The sequence below is a fragment of the Brevibacillus reuszeri genome (assembly GCF_001187725.1).
In the GTDB taxonomy this organism is placed as follows: domain Bacteria; phylum Bacillota; class Bacilli; order Brevibacillales; family Brevibacillaceae; genus Brevibacillus; species Brevibacillus reuszeri.
Map to the genome: position 1 here is coordinate 182,830 of NZ_LGIQ01000011.1, position 20,701 is coordinate 203,530.

Sequence of the window (20,701 nt, forward strand, 5' to 3'; positions counted from 1 at the left end):
ATTTGAGATTGCTGATGTTCTGCCTGCCGTTGCCATCTTTTCAGCCTGTATGTGAAATGCTCGTTGCTCGGATATCAGGTGATTCGGCTCCACACTCGATCGTTTACACCGCTAAAAGCAGCGTTCTTCTATTTCCAGTTCTTTTAAAAATGCTTGTTTGGCGCTCGCATACGCTGCCATGCCAAGCCTGCTCACTTTTCTGTTCTCATCCTGCCCTGTTCTCTCAAAATGGGCACGAAGATAGTTTCTTACAGCCAAATGGCGGTCAATATTTTCCCGGTTCCCCTCCTGAAATACATGTACTCGATGGGTTCGGAGATCTTTGCCTTTTCTGTAATATCTTCTTCCTCTTATGCCGAATTCCCCCATGCATTCATATTCGAGCCCCGCCATTTGTTCATTATACAAGTCGATGATTGCAATATCCTTTACGACTAGCAGGATATCCATGATGGATTGACCAGATAACCCAGAAACCGAAGTGCTGCCAATATGATGAATGGATAACATCTCATCCGCAAAAATATTGCTTATTTTTTGCGCTTCTTCTCTAAACATCGGTTTCCACTTCTTGTAGTATTCCGAATCCATAACATTCATTTTCTGCCCTCCATTCCATGAGTCTTTATTACGAAGCGAAGAAAAAATGCTGCTTTGTATAAGGATAAGTCAGTTATTAATCAGAACTGGTTCAGTAGTAATTTTCTTTTTATACCCAAGGATTCGTTTTTCGCGCAGCATGCAAAGGATCAGCAGCAACGCCAAAATCCCTGCATACAGCAGCAGCGCACCGATTTCTTTTTGAAAATAGGACAGCTCTCCTCCACGCAAGCCCATCCCGCGAATAAAAGCGAACAGCCAGGTAAATGGGATAGCTTTGCCCACGATCTGCAAGGCAACAGGCAACATGGCCACAGGCGCCTGCACTCCTCCAAGCAGCATCGACGGCAAGAGAAAAAGTGTTACCCGGAAGGCCGCCTTCGCCGGAGTTGCTACATTCCAGCTGATCAGCATGGGTAGCAATCCCGCCACAACCGAGTATAGGAATAGCGGCAGCAAAAACTCCCATGGATTGCCGGTAAAGCGAAAGGAGCCCAGCACCTTCAGTACGCCCAGCGAGAAAAAGATGCCAATCGTCCCGACCAGGGCATACGGGATCACTCGGCTGAACAAGGCGACAGGATTTTCCAGCTCCCTGCCTAGTCTCCCCTCCACACGAAGCCGTGGAATAATTTGAAGGCACGAAAAGGTGTAGATCCCAAGGCAAATCAGCATGACATACCCAATGACATTGGAGTTGATCGGATCCATCGTAGGATTAAACAGAAGTCGCTGCTGCAGGGAAATGCCCGCGATGGTTGCATTTATTTGGTCATCGTTCATTCCGATTGCTTTTAAACGCCCCATTGAAGAACCGATATTTTCTGTCGAGATGACCTCGGCAACTCCCGTCCGCAACGTACCGACCGCAGCTGCATTCGCGTTGTCAACGAACAGGCCGATATTGCTTTGAACGCCCTTGTAGCGGTTTTGCTCCAATCCCTGTGGTATGTACAAAACTCCCATAAAATCTTCATTGTAGAGCAGCTCATCCGGTTTCACCGCATGCAGAAAAACCGCCGCTACATTCACGTACTGGGAAGCATCCAGTCGATCGATCAGCTGCCTGCTGTACAAGCTATTGTCCTGATCGATGACAGCCAGTTTTCCCTCCGTAATCTGGTTGTTGCTGAAAATATAACCGAACACGGCCGCGACGATGAGCGGAACAATGATGGCAAGTGTGATAAATTTTCCTTTCCATATATGTGAGAATTCATCGCGCAGCGATTTCATCCGCTTTCACCTCCACTGTCATGCCCGGCAGCAGATCGTCCGCTCTTTTTACGTAGACCCGCACCTGGAAAGAGCTCAGGTCCGCCTGTCCTTTCTCCCTGCTCATTCGCAGATTGGCAAATTGCGGTGCAGCCGTAATGAATCGCACATCTCCTGTAAGGTCCTGGTTCAGGGCTAGGACATGTCCTGTCACCTGCGCTCCGACCTTGAAACTCGGCACTTGTGTCTCGGAAACATAGATGTCGTAGAAAAGGTTGTCCGTTTCCAGCAGAACCACCGTACCCCCTATTGCTACATTCTCTCCGACTTTCGGCACTACCTTGATCACTTTGCCGTCTTGCGGTGCTTTCAATGTCAATCGCTCCCGCTGTGTCTGGAGCGTTTTCAACTGAATATCAGCCGCTTCTTTTTGCTTTTGCAAAATATCTGCATTCATCGCGTTATTCATCAAATCATCGCGAGCCTGCTCCACTTGCGAGAGCACGGTTTTCGCCTTTTCCGCAGCAATGCTGGCTTGCTGTCTTTCTTCGGCAGTAGCCCCTGCCTTGAGTTTTTTCAACACCTCTTCTTGCTGGGCCAATGCATTCTGAAATGTGGATAGGGCTGTCTCTGCACTGTCCAGACTTGCTTTTGCCACCGCTCCCTCGTCAAACAGCTTTTTCGTCCGATCAAATGTTAGCTGTGCATTTTCTAATGATTTGCGCGCATCTGTTACAACAATTTCTTGGCGGCGTAAATCCTCATCCCGCGCCCCTTTGTTTATCTGCTGCTGGCTGGTTACTGCAGACTCGACCCCCAATTTCGCTTGAAGCTCCTGAGTCGATACTTTTTGCCCGCCATTTCGCACAGAATCCTGGATTTGCTTGATTTTGACGTCCATCTGTTCCAAATCCTTCTGGGCTTTGGCGATTTGCAAATCCAGATCGGTTGAATCGAGGCGCATGAGTACGTCTCCTTTTTTCACTCGCTGTTCTTCCTGCACCTCTACTTGTGTGACACGTCCTCCTACTTGTTGAAAAGAAACATTCACCTGCTCTGCCGTCAAAATACTCTCTTTTTGCGTGGCTGCCACACTAACCGCATCTGTTCCGTTCGTATTCAGCAAAAGTCCGCCTCCGATCAGGCAAATGACTAAAACGCCAGCTAAAACCAGATTTCTTTTCATGCAAAACCCTCCAAGCGAATACTCGTCTATTGTCGTCAAAAAATGATTTGGCGGTATAAAGTTGACCACCAAACTACTTCTGCAAAAAAAAGGATTACTCTAACCGAGTTATCCCTGTCTGGATTTTTCCGAGTAGCCCAATCAATGTTTTTCTCTCTTCTTCTGTAGTGTCTGCCAATACTGTAGTTATCCGTACCAGCTGCTCCGGCAAAATAGAAAACAGCAGGTTCCTGCCAGTCTCCGTAAGATAGATCGTGATTTTCCTGCGATCATGCGGATGATTGCGCCTCTGGACGTAGCCTTCTCGCTCCAGGCCATCCAAAAGACCGGTAATGGTCCCTCTCGTCACGTTCGCCCGCTCTGCCAATTCGGATGGCGTCAGTTCTTCTTCTCGAAGATGCTGATTGGTGTACAACAGCATCAACAGATTGAGCTTGGCCTGCGAAAAATTGTATTTGGCAAGGTACTTCCCCATGGAATTGTACATGTCGTTAAAGGTTTTTAAGAGGTACAGCCATGTTTCTACCCCAGAAATATCATCTTCTGTTAGTTCATGCTGCATTTCTTTTAAAAGGATGTCTGAAGACAGATCACCAAAAATAAGCATTGACGAAGATTCACCTGCCTCCTATTTTAGTTTCTGACCATATAATATGGCACCAAACAACTAGAAGTCAATCCCTCTGTTCATTTATTGCGGGAAGGCCTGGAATCAGATGAGTAAATTCAGAAAAACGCTTCGTTCCATTCCGTTAATGATCGCCCGTATTCTTTCAGCCTTCACACATGGTACTTTGTTTGGAGTCGGTTCTGTGGTCGCTGCAAAATTGGTAAGTCCAGACAAACAGGCTAGTGCGATTGCGATGATGTTCATAGGTGTAACTTTGGCCAATATTTTAGGTGTTCCGCTTGGGACCTTTATCGGTCAAGGTTATGGGTGGCACTTCACTTTTTTGATCGTTTCATGCCTGGGTGTTTTCTCACTACTGGCAATAGTTTTTTTTGTTCCAAAACTACCTAACCTTGAATTGCCCGGCTTCTAGATGAGTGTACTGAAAAAAGCAAATGCAGCACCCAACCTGGCATCTGCACTCAATATTGGCGCTTTTAGCCTTGGAGGCGCAATGGGCGCTTGGCTTGGCGGGATTGCAATCGACAACGATTGGGGACTTCATTCTCTACCATGGATAGCTGCTTTGGTTACGCTAATTGGACTAATCCTCAACATCTGGAGCAGAATTTTGGAAGGTACGAACGTAAACAGACAAAGTAAAGCTCAAGCATAATCTGGCTTGAGCTTTTTACTATAAAACTATTACATTTTCAGGTAAATTTGGCTCCGAACACCATTACTTCCTTACGTGCAACACACAGCACCCACATTTGTCGTGTACGGGAACTGCCTCGGCGAGCCGTAGCACTGTCGTGCATAAGCTCAATCGGACGGCGAGGCCGGGTACCACACGCCGAGCCACTGCTTGGCGCCGTAGGCCTCGAACCGCTCCACCTCGGTGAACCCCAGCTTCGCCGCGACGCGCATCGAGGCCTCGTTGGCGGTCTGGGTGGAGAGCACCACCGGCTCGCCGGGATGCGCGTCGGCGAACCAGTCGAGCGCCGCTGCGCACGCCTCGGTGGCGTACCCGCGTCCCCACGCCTGTGGCAGGAACATGTAGCCGAGCTCGGGCTCCCCGCCCTCTGGATGGATGTGACCCTTACGCTCCGGGTCGCGCCGATCCAGCGTGATCATGCCAATCGTTGTTCCGTTGAGCTCGACCACGAAGAAGCCAAAGCGCTGACCGGGCACCTCGGGCAGCACGCGCTCGAGCTCGTCACGCGGTCGGGAGCCACCGACGTAGGTGCCCACCTCTGGTGAGGCGAACAGGTCGATCAGCGCCGCACGGTCCCGGGCCTCGGACGGGCGAAGCACGAGCCGCTCGGTCTTGATCGGGGCAGGTGGCCAGGCGACGGGGTGCACTATGATCTCATCCGACATGGTGTAATCCCCCTTCTTTGTTTAATTCTGTTTGTCCATGTTTGACAACATCATCATTCATGTATTCCTCCTTGAGACCACCTAAGATAATTTCTTTACTATTGGGGTTTCTCCGCCAAAAAGCGGAAAACGTACACTAAGCAATTCGTTGCATAAAAAGCGAGCTCTCCCTTTCTCTACATGGGGATCGATTTTCGTAAATCGCAGCAAAGTTCAACTAACGAATCCGTTAACTTAAAGAGTCTCATCTAAATTCAAGAGTTAAACCCACTCCAACCTCCAATACATTCGCCACATCTGATAATGCAATTTTCGATTTTAAATCTGTACAATGACAAGCATGTAAATATTTCGGTTTGACAGTCTGAAAATATTCCACGGTTTTGTTCATTTGATATTCTCCAGGGTTTAGCAGATGAAATCCTCCGATTACATCGAGAATCCTATCGTCTCCACAAACTTTTTTGGCATACTCAATCGTATTGCAGATTCCTGAGTGTGAACATGCAACTATGATGACAAGTCCGTTTTCAGCTTTATAAACCAGTGCAGAATCATCGAGCAGGTAGTCCTCTGAGATTTCGCCATCTCTTGCAATTTGTCCAATAGCGTTATCCGCTTCAAAAGGCATAGTCCTTTCAATTTCACCCAGGAAGACCAACTTCTCCGTCAGCCACATCGGCTTTTTGGTGTATTCTAATTTAAAATGCCTAGTGATTTTTTCAGCAGTTAGCAAACTCCCTATTTCTTCACCATTCAAGAGTTTGCTGTAGAATATATCGGGATGAGCAATAATGGTTGGAAGTCTGAATTCTAATTGTTCAAGCTTCGCTTCAGAAAACATTCGAATGAGCGGATCCAATCCCCAGGTATGATCGTTATGTCCATGTGACAGCGCGACATAATCAAGTTTTCTCAAATCAATTCTCATCTTTTCTGAATTGCGAATGAACGCATCTGAGTATCCTACGTCGAAAAGTATCCTCTTATCTTCATCTTCAATTAAATAAGAAACAGCTGGCTCACCAACAAAGTAGCGGTCGATGTAAGTGTTATTATCAACCAGCACAGTTAATTTCATTGAGATATCCTCCTCTTTATGTCGTAAGACCTAATGTCCCTCCACAAAACCAAGCAATTGTATTATACCGAAGTTTTTGCCATGCTAACGGATTCTGATGCACCTGCTTTTTTTGCTCATTATTTTTTTGAATATTATTATTTTCATTTACACTATAATAAGAGGAACGATAAAGAAAGGGAATGGTCTACATGCTAAGGTTAATTGAAAGCCGTAACGACGATGTTATAGCAGTAGAGATTAGTGAAAAGGTAACAAGGAAAGATTATCAAGAAATTGAAGGTGCTTTTCAAAATTTAGTTGATCGACATGGAAAAATAAAAGTGCTGCTTACTTTAGGCAATTATTCTGGATTTTCTATGGATGTATTTTTAGCTAAACTTGATTTTATTAAAAAATTCTATCGTTATTGTGATCGAATTGCGTTTGTAAGTGATCGTAAGTGGTTAACGCATATCGTTGATATCGAAAAGCATTTTATCAAAGCTGATGTCAAGCACTTTGACCCAGCTCAGCAAGATGAAGCATGGTCCTGGTTATCAGAAAAATAATGAATCTTACAAGAAAAAAAGAAGGTAAAGCGAACCAACATACTGGGAGTATGCCTTGCAGGATTCACCCTTCCAAAGATTAGTGCAACATAGAATAGCTTAACAAGGCTGCCCGATCTAGCGGCAGCCTTGTGATGGTTAAAATGGCGCTATCGTACCCGTCGTAATGAAGTCCTGTCACACCTTCGTATCATGTCCTGAGGTTACGGAAAGTCCAGCTCGCCATCGATGACGCGGAACATCTCTCTATTCTTCGCCGGATACCGGGCATCCAGCTCCTCCCACTGCCGTTTCGGTAATAGCAAAAATTCGTGGGTATCGGAAAGATACGAGGCTTCAAACAAACGAATTTCGTATTTGTCTCTGATCAATTCCTGGAACCCGCGAATCGTGATATAGCGATCTTTTCCGGAAAACGTGAGCGCAATCGAATGCAGTTGTCCATTGTAGGTAACGTCTAATCCTTTATCCGTAGTCGTCACCTCGACCGATTCATCTGGAAGCCATTCACCGAACAATCGGACGATTTCGTCGTCGAACTCTCCCCAATCTACGATGACGCTGTATACGTAAGCGAACACAATCGCAATTTGCTTCTCAATCGCAAGCTCGTCCTCCAGCATAAATCGATGGCGCTCTAATGTTTCACGATGATTCTCAATAAATTGTTGAAGCTGTCGCTCGTCTCCTTCGAATAGAAACGTCAGCTCGCTGTCGCTCGGCATTCTCATCCCATTATCCTCCCTGTGTTCACCCTATTGGTACTCCTGCATCAACTTTCTTTTCTCTGATTACACTGCCCTTATGGTTCAACTATTGACCCTACAAAAAGCCATGCGTTTGTCTGACGATCTTCAATTGCAAAGAAAAACGGTCGGTTTATCGTTATTTGGAACGGTGTATCGATTGGAGCGGAAGACTGTGCCATATGAACGGAGGTGACTGCAGCCGCCTCAGTTCCTTTTTCATTGACTTCAACGATCGTTTTATGTGTTATCGCACTGATGAACAGATTCGGTGGAGCAGGAGCAATACCGGAAAAGTCTGCTTCTACTTCGTCAAAAGGGACAGTCAAGCCCATGGACTTAAGCGGTTCTTTCAATTGTTGTTCGTATTCGACCTTGAACCGGGGAAGCTTGATCTCGCCCTGGCTCTGTTGGAACGGTTGTCGCCAGCGATTGTGATCTGCCCAAAGCTTGTTATGAAGGTCATCCAATGATGAAGTCTCGGCTGGAAGAATGATCAGCATGTCCATCTGCCCTTCTCCGTACGGCAAGCGAATGGCTTGAAATTCCTCATCACGTAAATATTCGTAGGTTCCTGTCTGGGCCATCATCTGCACCTGCTTAGTGGAACCGTCAGGCAGTGTAAAGCTTTCTTCTTTGGTTGCAGATTGTTGGAACTCTTTTTTCCAACCTCCATTGAAATAGACCGCGTTCATCAGGATCAAGACTTCCGTAGGATCGATAGATTCGATAAGCGTGGGAATTTTTCCGTTTGTATTCTTGTTTATCCAATCATTAATAGTATTTGGCGCTTCGGGATCATTAAAATCCAGTTCGGTTACTTTGGCGTAGTAATCCTCCTGAATTGCTTTCGTAAAATCACTGTGCAGCGATGTTCCATGTCGCACCCAAAGTGAATTCGCAATACTCATTTGAACGCCACTGCTCGGCTGATTCAAAAGAGATATGAGCGACTTGTTGCCCTGATTCACTTCATCAAGAGACATGTCTCGCCAGCCCATTGTTTTGGCCATCGAAGCTTGTGATTCCCCGTTACTGCCGATGTAAGTCATTGCGAGCGCCATTGAAATGCTGATCGGAGAAATCATTATGTTTTTCTGCTGTTTCTCTTTTGATTGCACAAGTTGCTGATAGAGCTGCATCCCGAAATCGTTGCTTGATTTCACAATACGTGGATCAATCTCTGCCGCCAGCTCTAGGCGATTTTCCAAAGATATTAACTTTGCGGAAGTGAGACTACATGCAGTCACAAGCATAACTAGCAAAAAAACCACCATCAGCAGCCTACCTTTTTTTATAATCGACATCTATTTTGATCCCCCCATCTTTCAGATACTTATTAGACGGGGAATTTTGTCTAATGTTTACGTACAACTGACTGGACTGTTCCTAACAATAATTATGTTTTAGACTTGATACCGGAGGATGTCAGGGCTCTTGGGAATAGGAACTGTGCATTCAGCCATTTATTAGAAGCGAAACCGACTTAAATCGGAGTAGTCTGTCTAAAAGTGGATGATCAACACTTGTAGTTAACTTACATAAATTTCAATTCTTTCTTTCCCTCTCCCAATGTTATTGCGCTTTAGCTTAATCTCTTCAACTTCGCCCGTTTTCTTCAAGTGAGTTCCCCCACAGGGGACCTTTGAAAAACCTTCAACTTCCCAATATCGTCTTCCGTTTTCTTCATCACTAAAAGCACTAATGATGTCCAGATTTGCCTCGATAATTTCACGTGCTTCTTTTTCGAGTAGGGGGAACGCATTTGAAATATTCTCGTGCCATACAAAATCGATTCTAGCTTTATCTTGAGCGATATGAGCACCTATTTTTTCGATACCTTCTAAATACTTATAGGCTAATTCTAATATAACCTCTGCTGCAAAATGCAGTCGCATGAGTCTGTAGCGACGAGTCCAATCTATAGTCATGGTCACTCGATTACCTACTTTTAAGTCATGCTCTTTATCTAGTGTATAAATGATTTCATGACCAGCTTTCTTCGCTTGAAGTACAGGATACCCACCAATCAATCCTGCATCACTTTCTTGCCCCCCAGAAAATGCATAAAAGATCGTTTGTCCCACTGTGATGTCGTTGTGATTTACACTGGTTACGTAAGTGTCTAGTTTTGTTAAATATGGATCTGTCCAAAATATTTTTTCCACAATATCAACACTTCCTTATCACAACATAAATTACATGCTCGTCCTACAATTCTTGATAACGCATGACAACTTGTAGGATCACATCTTCATCCGTATCATTGATATATTTGTGTGTAACACTTCCTGAAAATTGTATAGCACTCCCTGTGGGCAAAGTATGTACTTCATCGCTAATCATGATTGTAAATTCCCCTGAAACAACAACGATGTACTCTTGAACTCCCTCGTTATGAGGCGAAGAAACATAGTTCCCTTTGGGTTTTAATACAATCGTGAAGATTTCGATTTGCGTTTGTGGGTTGAATGGGAACAATAAATATACAAGGCAATTACCGTTATCCTCTGTTATGTCTGGTGTGTCTTTTGGATTAACGATAGATATTATCGATTTGTCATCTTTTATCAGAGCTGAAAACGATATTTGAAGTCCCGTAGCAATTTTCCACACAGTAGTCACTGTAGGTTGTGTATCCCCACGTTCAATTTGGTGTAGCATTCCTTTACTAACCCCGGTTAATTCAGCAGCTTTATCTAAACTTAACTGTCTTTTCTTTCTAATGCGTTGCAAATTTTGTCCTATTTTTTTATGTATAGGGTTCAAGAGGTACCCCCCTTTCTGTTCATTATATTATACAAATATAACAATATACAACATTTACGATCATGCGCTACCGAACCACACGACAAGTGCCATCATGGAAGCCTAGGCAAACAAAAGACAACGACATGCAAGGCATGAAACAAGGCCATTGGCAGTCGTTGTCTTTTTACATGTGCTGTGCAGTAGTTTTACCAGAAGATACGATTACAAATCTCTCATCGTTGGCGGCAGCTGTCTAAATCCTTTTGTTTTAAATGCTAACAAAATGACACCTACAACCATCCAGCTTGTTCCTACAGCAAAGGTCTTCCAGTCAAAACCCCACCATACAAACCCAATAACCAGGAAGCCCAGCCATGGGAGCAAGCAGTAATTGATGAAGCCCTTCATGTCTCTCTTCCGTTTTTTCAAGAAGAAATAAGCGAATACGGAAAGATTCAGAACCATAAAGGAAGTCAATGCACCGAAGTTGACTAGTTGAATAATCGTTTCAATTGGCATAAACATCGCGATAAAGAAGGAAGCTACACCAACGAAAATGGTCGCATTGAACGGTGTTTTGTATTTCGGGTGAATTTTGCCCAAAAAGCCTGACATAGGGAGCAGCTTGTCGCGGCTCATCGAGTAGATAATACGCGAAATGGCCGATTGAATCGCCAAAGCGTTTGCAATCCCTACGGCAGCTACGGCAATCAGAATGAATGCATAGTACAGAAACTCTCCACCGACTTCTCGTGCGATATCAAAGTACGCCATGTCCGGGTCGAGGTTGGTGTAATCCGGGTGAGCAAGCGCAGCCAGATACGTTTGCGCCATAAAAATCACACCAATCAGCACCAGGGTTGACACCGTAGCTCGTCCAACAGTTCTGCCTGGATTTTTCACCTCTTCAGAAAGCGTCGAAATGACGTCGAACCCTAGAAAGCCCAGAACAGCGATAGAAGCTGCGCTTGCGATAAATCCGAGGTCAATCTTGCCGGCTTGGAACAACGGTGCCAAGGAGAAGCCTCCCGCCCCATGACCGTCAATAAACACAAATTTAAAAGCTAATCCCATAAATATAAGAAGAATGGCGATCTCAAAAAACAGAAAAATTTTGTTCGTCGTTGCTGTCAGCGAAATTCCACGTGCGGTCACAAATGTATTAATAGCAAGAAATACCAAAACAATGACGGGAGTAGGTATGGCAGGAATAATGCTGTTCAACCACATCGCCGAAAATGCTGTCAGCAAAGCTGGTGCCATTAAATAATCGACGGCGATCAGCCATCCGGTTACAAACCCGACATGAGGGTTCAAACCGCGCTGCACATAAGAATAAACAGAGCCTGCAATCGGAAACTCGTTGCTCATTTTGCTATAGCTAAGCGCGGTAAAGACCATCGCGATGATGCCTACCAGATACACGATCGGAACCATTCCTGATGCTTCATGTGCAATCATCCCATACACCTGAATGGGGGCGATGGGGAGCATCGTGATCAATCCGTAGATGACCAAATCCTTGAACGTAAGGGCTCGCTTCAGCTCCTGTTTGTAGCCAAGGTTCGTGCCAGTTTCGGTTGATTGCACTTCTGCAGCGGCATTTGACATTTGCAGCACCTCGTTTTATAAATTGTCGAAGCGAACAAACCACCGAAGGGGTGGCGTTACTCAATCGTTAACGCCACATACTTCAGCTCCATGTATTCCTCAAGCCCTTGGTGTCCGCCGACTCTGCCAATTCCGCTTTCCTTTACGCCACCGAATGGCGATTGCGGGTTGGCAAGCGACGTACCGTTAATAGCTAGATTCCCTACCTCAAGTCCGTCAATCATGCGGAACATGCGCGCCGCATCCTTTGTAAACACATAGGCAGCCAATCCATAAGGCGTATTGTTGCACCTGGCAAGCACTTCTGCTTCGTTGGTAAAAGACAAAACAGGAGCGACTGGTCCAAAGATTTCACGCTTCGTTAATTCCATATCTGCGGTCACTTCGTCCAGCAACGTGGGAGCATAAAAATATCCGTCTTGCAACCCTTCATCGGTCACACGTTTGCCGCCTACAACGAGCTTGGCCCCTTTTGCCACGGCATCGCTAACCAGTGACTCGACCTTATCGAGGTAGCTTGGGTCAATCATGGGGCCGATTTGCGTGCCTTCGTCCGTTCCTACTCCTACTTTCAGTTTGCGGATTTTTTCTGCCAGCTTTTCCACGAGCTCTGCTCGAATGGATTCGTGGGCGTAGATCAAGTTGATCCCGTTGCAGACTTGTCCGCAATTCTCGAACTTGTTTCCAATGATTGCATCGACAGTCTTGTCTATATTGGCATCTGGAAAGACGACGACCGGCGCATTTCCGCCCAGCTCCAGCATAAGACGTTTTACATGGTCAGCCGCTTGACGCATCAAGATTTTTCCTACCTCCGTGGACCCAGTAAACCCGATCTTGCGCACGCGAGGATCTGCTGACAAGGTTGATCCGATTTCCTCGGCTACACCCGTCACGACATTGGCAACACCTGCCGGAATACCTGTTGCCATCAAATGATCGAGCAAGGCGATGGCGATGAGTGGCGTTTGTTCCGCAGGCTTCAGTACGAACGTGCAGCCGGCTGCAAGTGCAGGTGCGACTTTGTTCGCCACGATGGCGCTGGGAAAGTTAGCCGGAGGAATGAGTCCCACCACACCAATTGCTTCTTTAAGTACCATCAAGCGTTGTCCCTGACGAGAAGAGGGAATAATCTCCCCATACGCACGCTTTCCTTCTTCGGCATACCAGCGAATATAGACTGTCGTCCCAAAAATTTCGCCTCTGGCTTCCTCAAGCGGCTTCCCTTGTTCCGTCGACAGTAGCCAAGCCAGTCGTTCCCGATCTGCCAGTATACGATCCGCCCAATCCAGCAGATACGTAGCCCGCTGATCAGCAGGCAGCTTTGACCATGCAGGAAACGCTTTTGATGCAGCATCAATTGCCTGGCTGGTTAATTCCTTTCCGCCGCGAGGAACACGTGCCATCGGTTTTCCTGTCGCCGGATTCATGACATCCATCGAATCATTTACAAATAGTTTTTCCCCATTAATCCATGCATAGTTTAGGTCGTCATGTTGTATCCAGTTCATGGTGGATTGCCCTCCTTTTCATCGACTACAAAAAAGCGATTCGAATAGGTTAAATAAACTCGAAATACTTTTTCCGTTCCCAATCGGTTACTTCAAGGAAATAATCGTTTAATTCATTGCTTGCAGCTGTCAGGTAATGATCGACAACGTCATCTCCCAAAAGCTCGCGCGCGATTTTACTGTTCGCGAGTTTTTGAATCGCTTCTACCAAATTGGCTGGCAAGCGTTTCACGCCAGGAGCACTGGAGGCATCGCCTTTTGTTGGTGCCTCAATGTCGATTTTGTGCTCGATACCGTACAGTCCCGAAGCTAAGCAGGCTGCCAGAACGAGATAATGATTGGCGTCTGAGCCTGGAATCCGGTTTTCAATACGGCACGACTTGCCCTGTCCATCTACGCGGAAAGCGGTCGTGCGATTATCTTCGCCCCAGGTCTGGGTATTCGGCGCTCCCCCGGTATTGGCAAGACGCTTGTACGAATTGATATACGGCGCATAAAAGAGCATGAACTCAGGAGCAAGTGCCATCATGCCACCTAGGAAGTAGCGCCCAGTGTCTGACAATTTATACGGATGGTTTTGATCGTAAAAAACGTTGTTTCCTGCGAGATCCCACAGGCTGATGTGCGTATGCCCGCTGCTGCCAGAAGCGTCTGTATCGTGCTTCGCCATGAACGTCACCATAAGGTTGTTCAATGCTGCGATTTCTTTAATGCCATTTTTGTAAATCGCAGTTCGGTCCGCCATCTCCAAGGCTTCCGCATACTGCACATTTAGCTCAACCTGACCATTTCCCCATTCGCCCTTCAGTGCTTCCACAGGGATTCCCGCCTCTTCCAGATAGCGAGCGAGCTGCCCGAGGAACCAATCATCCACGTTCAGGCGGTAAATCGAATAGTCTACTGGATATGAAAAAAGCGGCTGAAGATTCGAAAAGTTTTTTTCGCGAGCAGTATCAATCGTTTCTTTGAAAATATGAAACTCAATCTCAGAAGCGGCATAAGCGCGATAGCCCAATGCTTCAGCTTTCGCCAGCTGCTTTTTCAAGATATTTCGCGGGGCAATCGTTACCTCTGAACCGTCTTTGTTATAAATATCACCAATTACCACCGCATTCCTCGGAATCCAAGGATAGGTGCGCAGCGTGGAGATATCCGGTACCACTTTGATGTCATGCAGCCCTGTGTCAAAATTGCAAAACGTATAGTTCTCTGCGTATTTCAAGCTGACATCCCAGATAAAATTGATGGCGCAGGTGTGAATCCCGCCGACAGCATCATCAAGGAAGTAGCGTACAGGAACTTTCTTTCCGAAAAGCTTTCCTTGCATATCCACACCGGCTACTGTGATCATGTCAATTGTTCCATTTTGGTATTGATCCTTTAATGCTGCGAGATCAAGCTTCCCCATGATGCCCACTCCTTTTTGTGTATAGTCGACAAGGTTTAGTGAATCGTCCAACCGCCGTCTACGACAAGCGTGCTGCCTGTTACGTATGAAGCATCATCCTGAGCCAAGAACAAAACTGCATTCGCAACATCCTGAGGTTGCCCGATGCGGCCTACAGGTAGACGCTCCAGGACCCACTCTTTCACTTCTGGAATAGCCAAGCCTTTTTCAGTGAACGGGGTTTGAATCACACCAGGAGCAACCGCATTGCACGTAATGCCATACGAGGAAAGCTCCAGGGCAATCGCTTTCGTCAGCATATGCAATCCGCCTTTTGACGAGTTGTAATGAGGCTGGCAATGCCCGCTGCTAGAAACGACACGGTGTGCTTCCACAGATGTAATATTGATAATGCGTCCGCCCTGCCCAGCTTTGATCATTTCTTTTGCCACCGCTTGCGAGCAAAGAAACGGAGCTTTCAGATTCACGTCATGTACTTTGTCCCATTCTTTCACATCCAGCTCAAGAAACGGTGTAAATGCAACGATACCCGCGTTGTTCACAAGAATGTCCACTTTCCCGAACTCTTGTACGGTTTGAGCAACCATATTGTCTACCTGATCCTTTTGGGTCACATCTACTTTCACAACCATAGCTTTGCTGCCTTCAGGAGCCTGGGAAATCGTTTCATTTGCTCCTGCTTCATTCAAATCGGCAACGACCACCGTAGCTCCTTCTTCGAAAAGACGAAGGGCAATCGCGCGACCATTCCCTGAACCTGCTCCCGTTACAATCGCAACCTTATTTTTCAATTTCATCTCTGTTCACCTTTCCTTCCAGTTGTTTGATGAAAGATCTCAAAATTTTTTGATAGAGGACAAGTGACTCAATTTCTACATATTCATCAGGGCCATGATGATTGGCGCCAATGGGACCAAACTCAACGGCTGGAATGCCATACTGGGCGAAAAACCGCGTATCTGCCGACCCATCCTGCCCAAACAATACGGTTTCTCTACCGAAGATGTGGGCCGTCGATTGTTGAAGCGTCTGCACATAAGGATTACATGCATCAGTCGTAACCGGTGAACCGTGCCGAAGCATTTCTACGTGCGCATCTGGTACAGCTTGACGAATCGATTCAAGAATATCCCCTGGATTTTGCGTGGGAAGATATCGAATATCCAGGTAGAGCGAACAACGATCCGGCACCTGGTTTAGCGCAGCGCCGCCCTCAATCTTTGCCAGATTAAATGATGGTGCCGGGAAAAAACGACTACTTTCTTTCATGAAATCAAGGGTCGCTAGCTGGTTGTACTTTTGCATAGCTGCAACAATCGCATTCTTTCCGAGCCACGGTCTGCTTCCATGGGCAGAAATGCCTGAAAACTCGACTTTGACCTGCAGCACTCCTTTTGCCTGAACAGCAATATCCAGATTGGTCGGCTCCCCACAAATGACAAAATCGCCGATGCTCCCTTGTTCAACCAGATAGGCACTGCCCAATTCTCCGCCTTTTTCCTCATCCGGAACAAGTTGCAGAATGATGCGACCCTTCGGCGGCTGTTGAACAAGATCTGCTATGAGAGCCATCATCGCCGCTACGGCACCGAGCATGTCGTAGCTGCCTCTTCCATGCAACCTGCCTGCTTCCACCCGTGGGATAAAATTCTCAGTATGACCAGGGACAACATCGAGATGGCCATTCAAGACGAGCGTACTGCCAGCGTTAGCTTGACCGATTGTTGCCGTGATCATTTTGAGCCCTTGATTCTCCCACAGGCGGACAGGAACTCCATGGCGCTGTAACCAACTCGCGCAAAATTCCACCGCGTAGTTGATTCTCTCAGGAGTCGTGCTTTCCATTTGGATCAAGCTGCTAGTTAATCGAACAAGCGCTTCTTCCAAGATGATCACATCCTTCTTTCACCCATGCTGTTCGTTCTAGTCCTTTATTCCTATTCAATATCATCTGCCACCTACTAATCTAGCAAGTCCTATACCAACTTGGTTCGACATAATTCCAACAATTTTGAATGGACAGAAAAAGGGAGAAACGGGCGATCATACACCCATTCCTCCCTTTTTACCCGTTTTTCCCATTTCTTCATGACCGCAACAAACTTGATAGCCTTTATCGGTTAAAGTAATGCCCCCGCGGCCTGTACTTACTTCAATCAGTCCATCCATCCGCAGCTTTTCAATGATCTTTCGGACATTTGTTTCATGAATAACAACACCATTTTGACGTGCTAGTTCGACAAGTGACCGTCGACCAGCATTCTTTCCACTTGTCTTGGCAAGATAGATCAAGTTGAGTATGAAGTGCTCGTTACCCAGATCTGAGCGATACAATTGAAGCGGCAATCCTTTTGAATGGAAAACAGCCGATTGCATTCCGTTATCATCCCCTAACCCGGGGATATCCTTGGCAGACAGATTGGGATCATTCATAAAAGCTATATATTCCATCGCGCTTTCCAGTTCTCGCACATTTCCATGCCAATTGTGTTTGACAAGCGTTCCGAGCAACGGCTCCAGAAGCGCTTCATTCGCCCCTCTTCTCCGCAAAAAATGAGCAGAAAGCAGCGGAATGTCCTCTTTACGCTCTCGCAATGGCGGAATCAGCAACTGAAGTACTTTTAAGCGGTAGTACAAATCAGCGCGAAAAGCTCCTTCATTAACCATCATGGCCAAATCACGGTTGGTTACCGCAATTACCCGAACATCTACGGGAAGCAAACGGGTTCCACCCACTTTCAACACTTCCTTCTGCTGCAGAACACGCAGAAGCCGGCTTTGCATATTTGGTGAAATATCGCCGATTTCATCCAAAAAGATGGTCCCCTTGTGCGCCTGCTCGAACAGACCCGGCTTGCCTCCTTTACGTGCCCCTGTAAAAGCTCCCTCTTCATAGCCAAACAGCTCGCTTTCCAGCAAATTATCCGGCAATGCACTACAGTTAACGGCAACAAACGGAAACGAGGCACGGGCAGAGGCTTGGTGAATCGCATGAGCAAACAATTCTTTCCCCGTCCCGCTTTCTCCAAGAATAAGCACTGCAAGATCGCTGCCCGCCATTTTCTCAGCTTGCTGTACCACTTTCTTCATACGAATCGAACTAGTAACAAGATCAGAAAAAGAAAATTTCGCATGATATCCTTTTGAATGCAGCCTTAGCTTTAGCTCTTGTTCTTCTACGTGACGAGCCGCTTTTAACGTCAGGACTCCACCAGTAAAATAGCCATTTTCTTCGATCACCTGCCTGCTTGCGAGAACTCTATGCTTTTTGATCTGCAATAGACAATTGTTGAACTCCTCCGCCATTCCATCTAGATTAATTCTGACCCTTTCAAAAAGGCTTCTCACCGATAGCTGGTTTGCCTCCTGAACCGAACATTCAAACAAGGCCTCAGCAGCAGTATTAAAGAATGTTATCTTTCCATTCAGATCATAGGCGATGACGCCATCCTGCACCATGTCCAGCGTTTGCTGCAGGAATAGCTTTGTATGAATCAACCCTTGCATCGTGATTTGGATGCCCTGGCTTCTTGTAATGATAGATTCAGAATAGACAGATAAAATATCTTGGATGTCACTATGCAGAAGATTAAAGTGAGTCAGGATGTCGACGAGTGTGCTGACATCGATCACTCGTTCTCCGATATCAACTACCCGATTTACACTCTCTGGCACAAGCTGTCCTTCACCTGGTGTTATCGCGGAAGTATACGGTGGACAATTTTGAATTTCCGGATAATAAGGAGCCAGCTCAATGTGGCCTGCACCCAGCTCCCGTAACAGTGCAATGGTTTCTTCTGCTGAATCTTTCTCATCGTTGACCATGAGCAGCTTCGTCCCTACAGGAATCGACATCACCTTTTCCCAACTGGTTCGCAGCAGGGTACGGCGTATGATTAAAATCACAGTCCCCGGTTTTATTTTTGGAGCGAGCTCTCTTGTGAAGATCGTTTGTGTACTGATGAGGACCATATCGTAAGTACCTTCATTGTTCCAGGACTTCTGTGAGAAACCGTAAAATTCTATATATGTGCCAAACAATACAATCAATTGGTTGGTGATTGCCTCAGCTGTTTTATCAGAACCCGCGATGATGGCTACCTTTTTCTTCCCTTTGATAGGAAACACTCCCTCTTCCTTCACTTGATTTTTAAGAATCTGATTCTCTCTCTATTTATTATCGTCCTTATTTGACAAATAATAATGTAAATCGACTAAAAAATCCCCTAATATATGGCACGATTCTTGCTATTTAAGTAACAGAGCATTTTTCCCACCAAAATAGATGAAGGAGTTGAAAAAAATGCCACGCAAGAAGATGCAGGTCTCATTCTTTGGGAAGAACTTGGTGCTCTCCTGCTTGACTATTCTCTTAATGGGCTTGATGTTGGGGGCCGCTAGCTTTGTCGTTCAGGATACAATTCTCCAGCAAAATCTGGATGAACAAGCTCGCGGATTTGCCTCTTACGTAAAAGGAGAAATCGATATTGCTGACATCAAAAGCGCCATTACCCAACATGATCCAAAAGACCCAGTCCAAATCAAACTAACCTCCCAGCTGGACCGAATGTCCAAAGAGAATCCAAACATCGCCCAAGCCTATGTCTTTGGATCAGAAATGAAAAACGGCAATAGCAACCTCACTATCGCATTGCCAACGCATGTGTATGAAGCGGGTTTTAAAGCTGGCGACTTTTTTGAGCAAGCCCCCCAATGGGTTGTCGCTTATGAGAAGCTGATGCAGAGTAAAGACGCGGTGAATACGGGAATCTACACCGACGTGTATGGCACATGGGTCACCATTCTGCAGCCGTTGATGGATGAAAACGGGAATGTCATCGCGATCTTTGGGGTTGATACCAACGCGAATATCGTAGATCGAGGCAAGCAAGAGCTTTTTCAATGGTTGGGAATCGGCTTCCTTGTATCCTTTATCCTTGTGTTCTTCTTACAATACGGCTTCCTGCGTAAATTCTTGTCGCCACTGAAAGATCTCGTACACGTAATTGGAAAAATGAATGAGGGTCACCTGGATGTCTCCATTCAAATAAAACAAAATGATGAGCTCGGCCAAGTCGCAGATAAAGTGAACGGCTTGATCAACCACTGGCGTACCATTATCGAGAACGTCCAAAAGCATGCAGAGCACGCGGCAACTTCTGCACATGAATTAGCGGAAGGTGCAGCTCAGAACACGGCTACCTTGCAGCAGGTGACAGAGACGATTCAGGATTTGAAGGCGGGTACAGATGCTACCTCCCTCTCCGCAAACGAGAATGCCCGTGCAATGGCAGAGATGGCTACAGGAATTCAGCGCATTGCCGAATCTACTTCCTCCGTCGCAGAATCCTCTCTCGACATGTCGAAGGAAGCAGAGAAAGGAACGGATTCTGTGCAAATGGTCATAGATCAGATGGATTCGATCAGCCGCTCTGTTCAAATCTCATCATCTGCGCTAGGCTCACTCGAGAATAGTTCGAAAGAGATCGGCCATATCGTCGATGTTATCACCGAGATTGCTTCCCAAACCAATCTGCTGGCGCTGAATGCAGCGATTGAAGCAGCACGTGCAGGCGAACACGGGAAAGGTTTCGCCGTTGTGGCGGATGAAGTTCGAAAGCTTGCTGAGCAGTCGTCCAAATCGACAGCCCAGATTACCCTACTGATCGAGGAAATCCAGCAGGAAATGGGCAAAGCGGTCCAAAGTATGAAGCAAGGCACGAAGGAAGTGGAAACAGGTATTCAGGTAGCGAAAAATGCCGGAGATGCTTTCCAGCATATCCTGAACGCCACCCAACAAGTTGCCGAACAGGTCGAAGATGTTTCCGCTGTATCTGAGCAAATGTCGGCCAGCTCCCAACAAGTCTCTGCAACTGTGACCCAATTGGCCGCTATCTCCCAAACGTCTGCCGATCAAATTACAGATGTAGCTGCTGCATCGGAAGAGCAACTCTCCTCCTTGCAAGCGATCTCTGAATCCGCTCAACGTTTGAATCAGATGGCACAGGAGCTGCGTGACACCGTTAACGTCTTCAAAGTATAGGCCAT

General features: G+C 46.3%; 20 protein-coding genes. 4 read left to right on the plus strand and 16 right to left on the minus strand.

Annotation, left to right across the window (positions count from 1 at the left end):
- Nucleotides 1-111 precede the first annotated feature (111 nt).
- The 4 genes from ADS79_RS25625 to ADS79_RS25640 form a co-directional block, all read right to left on the minus strand.
- The gene (locus tag ADS79_RS25625) at nt 112-600 is read right to left on the minus strand and encodes a GrpB family protein (RefSeq protein WP_049741300.1); all 489 of its coding nucleotides are present in this window, start codon (nt 598-600) and stop codon (nt 112-114) included.
- Nucleotides 601-669: 69 nt separating this feature from the next.
- The gene (locus tag ADS79_RS25630) at nt 670-1,836 is read right to left on the minus strand and encodes an ABC transporter permease (RefSeq protein WP_084766075.1); all 1,167 of its coding nucleotides are present in this window, start codon (nt 1,834-1,836) and stop codon (nt 670-672) included.
- On the minus strand, nt 1,817-3,001 hold the full coding sequence (locus tag ADS79_RS25635; protein ID WP_049741301.1) for an HlyD family secretion protein: 1,185 nt from the start codon (nt 2,999-3,001) through the stop codon (nt 1,817-1,819). The genes ADS79_RS25630 and ADS79_RS25635 overlap by 20 nt, the downstream gene beginning before the upstream one ends.
- Nucleotides 3,002-3,095: 94 nt before the next feature.
- Nucleotides 3,096-3,608, minus strand: coding sequence for a MarR family winged helix-turn-helix transcriptional regulator (locus tag ADS79_RS25640; RefSeq protein ID WP_049741302.1), 513 nt, complete (start codon nt 3,606-3,608; stop codon nt 3,096-3,098).
- A 109-nt stretch (nt 3,609-3,717) separates the two neighbouring features.
- Between ADS79_RS25640 and ADS79_RS25645 the strand changes: the two genes are divergently transcribed.
- Nucleotides 3,718-4,044, plus strand: a complete 327-nt coding sequence (locus ADS79_RS25645; RefSeq protein ID WP_049741303.1) for an MFS transporter — start codon at nt 3,718-3,720, stop codon at nt 4,042-4,044.
- The gene (locus ADS79_RS35070) at nt 4,045-4,287 is read left to right on the plus strand and encodes an MFS transporter (protein ID WP_141261039.1); all 243 of its coding nucleotides are present in this window, start codon (nt 4,045-4,047) and stop codon (nt 4,285-4,287) included.
- Between the two features lie 149 nt (nt 4,288-4,436).
- Here ADS79_RS35070 and ADS79_RS25650 read toward each other — a convergent pair whose 3' ends face one another.
- The gene (locus ADS79_RS25650; RefSeq protein ID WP_049741304.1) at nt 4,437-4,994 is read right to left on the minus strand and encodes a GNAT family N-acetyltransferase; all 558 of its coding nucleotides are present in this window, start codon (nt 4,992-4,994) and stop codon (nt 4,437-4,439) included.
- A gap of 244 nt (nt 4,995-5,238) precedes the next feature.
- Entirely contained in the window at nt 5,239-6,075 is an 837-nt protein-coding gene (locus ADS79_RS25655) for an MBL fold metallo-hydrolase (RefSeq protein WP_049741305.1), read from the minus strand.
- A 191-nt stretch (nt 6,076-6,266) separates the two neighbouring features.
- Here ADS79_RS25655 and ADS79_RS25660 point away from each other — a divergent pair, with 191 nt between their 5' ends.
- Nucleotides 6,267-6,626 carry a SpoIIAA family protein gene (locus ADS79_RS25660; protein WP_161807316.1) on the plus strand — a complete coding sequence of 120 codons (360 nt, stop codon included), beginning with the start codon at nt 6,267-6,269 and terminating at the stop codon, nt 6,624-6,626.
- 203 nt (nt 6,627-6,829) lie between these two features.
- Here the strand turns inward: ADS79_RS25660 and ADS79_RS25665 are convergent, their stop codons facing one another.
- From ADS79_RS25665 to ADS79_RS25710, 10 genes are all read right to left on the minus strand, one after another.
- The gene (locus ADS79_RS25665; RefSeq protein ID WP_049741307.1) at nt 6,830-7,357 is read right to left on the minus strand and encodes a hypothetical protein; all 528 of its coding nucleotides are present in this window, start codon (nt 7,355-7,357) and stop codon (nt 6,830-6,832) included.
- Between the two features lie 71 nt (nt 7,358-7,428).
- Entirely contained in the window at nt 7,429-8,679 is a 1,251-nt protein-coding gene (locus ADS79_RS25670; protein ID WP_049741308.1) for a serpin family protein, read from the minus strand.
- 225 nt (nt 8,680-8,904) lie between these two features.
- Nucleotides 8,905-9,540, minus strand: coding sequence for an alanyl-tRNA editing protein (locus tag ADS79_RS25675; RefSeq protein ID WP_201783423.1), 636 nt, complete (start codon nt 9,538-9,540; stop codon nt 8,905-8,907).
- 43 nt (nt 9,541-9,583) lie between these two features.
- On the minus strand, nt 9,584-10,141 hold the full coding sequence (locus tag ADS79_RS25680; protein WP_049741310.1) for a helix-turn-helix domain-containing protein: 558 nt from the start codon (nt 10,139-10,141) through the stop codon (nt 9,584-9,586).
- 204 nt (nt 10,142-10,345) lie between these two features.
- Nucleotides 10,346-11,734 carry an APC family permease gene (locus tag ADS79_RS25685; protein WP_049741311.1) on the minus strand — a complete coding sequence of 463 codons (1,389 nt, stop codon included), beginning with the start codon at nt 11,732-11,734 and terminating at the stop codon, nt 10,346-10,348.
- A 56-nt stretch (nt 11,735-11,790) separates the two neighbouring features.
- The gene (locus ADS79_RS25690) at nt 11,791-13,245 is read right to left on the minus strand and encodes an NAD-dependent succinate-semialdehyde dehydrogenase (RefSeq protein WP_049741312.1); all 1,455 of its coding nucleotides are present in this window, start codon (nt 13,243-13,245) and stop codon (nt 11,791-11,793) included.
- Between the two features lie 49 nt (nt 13,246-13,294).
- Nucleotides 13,295-14,653 (minus strand): glutamine synthetase family protein, encoded by a 1,359-nt coding sequence (locus ADS79_RS25695; protein WP_049741313.1) that lies wholly within the window; start codon nt 14,651-14,653, stop codon nt 13,295-13,297.
- A gap of 35 nt (nt 14,654-14,688) precedes the next feature.
- Nucleotides 14,689-15,450 (minus strand): SDR family NAD(P)-dependent oxidoreductase, encoded by a 762-nt coding sequence (locus ADS79_RS25700; protein WP_049741314.1) that lies wholly within the window; start codon nt 15,448-15,450, stop codon nt 14,689-14,691.
- Entirely contained in the window at nt 15,434-16,549 is a 1,116-nt protein-coding gene (locus ADS79_RS25705; RefSeq protein ID WP_049741315.1) for a M20 family metallopeptidase, read from the minus strand. Before ADS79_RS25705 ends, ADS79_RS25700 begins: the two co-directional genes overlap by 17 nt.
- 147 nt (nt 16,550-16,696) lie before the next feature.
- Nucleotides 16,697-18,781, minus strand: coding sequence for a sigma-54 interaction domain-containing protein (locus ADS79_RS25710; RefSeq protein WP_049741316.1), 2,085 nt, complete (start codon nt 18,779-18,781; stop codon nt 16,697-16,699).
- A 175-nt stretch (nt 18,782-18,956) separates the two neighbouring features.
- On the opposite strand from ADS79_RS25710, the gene ADS79_RS25715 reads away from it, so the two are divergent.
- Complete coding sequence (locus ADS79_RS25715) at nt 18,957-20,696, plus strand: methyl-accepting chemotaxis protein (RefSeq protein WP_049741317.1); 1,740 nt, start codon at nt 18,957-18,959, stop codon at nt 20,694-20,696.
- Nucleotides 20,697-20,701 lie beyond the last annotated feature (5 nt).